The 519-nt window shown below is 65.5% G+C and carries 1 protein-coding gene and 1 pseudogene; both read right to left on the bottom strand.

Features of this window, described 5'->3' with window-relative positions; genetic code table 11:
- Positions 1-285 (bottom strand): hypothetical protein (locus R5H23_RS16895; RefSeq protein WP_317216136.1); only part of this gene is annotated, 285 nt, incomplete at its 3' end.
- Positions 272-519: pseudogene (locus R5H23_RS16900) on the bottom strand (hypothetical protein); the annotation flags it as partial. The gene R5H23_RS16895 and the pseudogene R5H23_RS16900, both read right to left, overlap by 14 nt.

The following is a 519-nucleotide window of genomic DNA, read 5'->3' on the forward strand; positions in this document are numbered from 1 at the left end:
TGGGAAATCTGCATGAAAGGTCACTCCTGTTGCCGTCATCTCTTTTCTCTGATGACCTCTCCGGCACAGGCACAGGATGGCTGCGATGGCACAGGCGCTGCGCAGCGGCGGGATCTCCACGACCCGGAGCCCGTCAGGGCGAGGACGCGTGGAGACCCACCCTTTGCCAGCGCAGACAGCCTGTGCTGCCCCTCTCTCCTTCTGCTTCTTTCCCTCTCTTTCTTCTTCCTGCTCGCCCTCCACCCGGCTCGCGCGGGTGACGATACGGGGTTCAGATGTGTCCATTTTGGCGCGCGGATTTCTCCTGCCCGGCCTCATCCACCAGCTGATAGGCCGTCAGGGTCAGGTGGCCCGTCCAGCGATGCCTCAGGACGATCATGGGAACACCCTCGACCGTGCCATGCTCCCCGCGGCGGCTCGCCTCGGCGATCTGGGCGCGCGTGACGCGTGGCGGCTGCGTCCGGGTTCGGAAATCCGTCTCCGCCGCCTGCCGGTCCGAATAGGGGCCGTGCCAGTGCT

This window comes from Gluconobacter sp. GP1 (assembly GCF_032913585.1).
Lineage (GTDB): Bacteria > Pseudomonadota > Alphaproteobacteria > Acetobacterales > Acetobacteraceae > Gluconobacter > Gluconobacter cerinus.